Genomic DNA, 1,407 nt, shown 5'->3' with positions numbered 1-1,407 from the left:
CGCCCACCGCGCCGAACGGCACGGGCGCGCCATGGCCATCAAGCAAGTACACCCGCGTGTTGGCGATTGGACGCCCGATCGGGACCAACGACCCATTGAAATCAGCCGGGCAAGTCCAGATCGTCGCGAAGGTCGTCGTCTCGGTGGGCCCGTAGCAGTGAATGAGACGTACAGGACCCTTTTCTTTCAACAATCTCAGAAATGAGGCAAGATCACCGCGCTCACCCCCACAGAGGAGGTGCTTCAGTTGCGCCAACGTCGGAGCAATCGATGATGTATATTGGTTGAACAATGCTGTTGTCAGAAACAGTGACGTCACCCGGTGCTGTTCAAGCGCTCGCGCAAAACTGGGAGTATCCCTGACGGTGGCGGTATGCATGGCAACAATGCAACCACCGTTAAGCAGCGGTGCCCATACTTCGAATGTGCTTGCGTCGAATGCGGGATTGCCGGCCCATGCCACCCGATCTCCTGCATCGATCTTCACATACCCACTGTTGATCACGAGCCGGTTGACGGCACGATGAGGAACAACAACTCCTTTGGGAAGGCCAGTTGAGCCGGAGGTGTACATGACGTAAGCGGCAGTTTCAGCGCTCAACGCCAGCCCAGGATCGGAACTACATCCCATTCGAGCTATGAGCGGCTCAATAGCACGGACGGGTATCCTCGCCTCAACCAGATCATCAGCGCAAAGCACCAAGCGGGCAGCACAATCGGCCATCAACAATTCTTGTCGCGCCACCGGAAGGGCGCGATCAATCGGTACATACACGCCGCCGGCCTTCAGAATCGCCAGCTGCGCCACCACAAGAGCTGCGGAGCGGTCCAGCACGGTGGCAACGCGATCCTCCGGCCTGACCCCGAGGGCGACCAGGTGATGCGCCAGGCGGTTGGCCTTCGCATTGAGCTCGCCATAGCTCAGCCGCTCATCATCGCAGACCACCGCCACCGCATCCGGCGCCTTGTGCACCTGCGCCTCGAACAGCTCATGGATGCACCGCTCCGCAGGGTACGGCGCCGCCGTCCGGTTCAGCTCGTCCAGCAGATGCGTGCGCTCGGCAGTCGACAGCAGCTCAATCCGGTGGACCTCTTGCTGCGCATCGGCAGCCATCGCCCGCAGCAGCGCCAGCAGATAATCACGCTGCCGCTCGATCGTCGCCTGATCAAACAGCGCCGTGGCATACCCCAGCGTTCCGGCGATCTCCTCGCCATGCTCGCCAAGGCTCAGCTCCAGATCGAACTCGACCTGATCAAGCACCTCCCCGGCAGCTTCGACACTCAGCCCCGGCAGGTCCAATGATCCAACCGCATTGTTCTCCCAGGCCAGCATCACCTGGAACAATGGCGTGTGATCAAGAGCCCGAGGCGGCTGCACGATCTCCACCACCTGCTCGAACGGCAGGT

1 protein-coding gene is annotated in these 1,407 nt (G+C 60.9%); it reads right to left on the bottom strand.

Annotated features, from left to right (window positions below):
* On the bottom strand, window positions 1-1,407 hold a 1,407-nt coding region (locus CVM73_RS38685; protein WP_146006755.1), incomplete at both ends, for an AMP-binding protein.

This window comes from Bradyrhizobium forestalis, from assembly GCF_002795245.1.
In the GTDB taxonomy this organism is placed as follows: domain Bacteria; phylum Pseudomonadota; class Alphaproteobacteria; order Rhizobiales; family Xanthobacteraceae; genus Bradyrhizobium; species Bradyrhizobium forestalis.
This window is presented reverse-complemented; position numbering and strand designations above follow the sequence as displayed.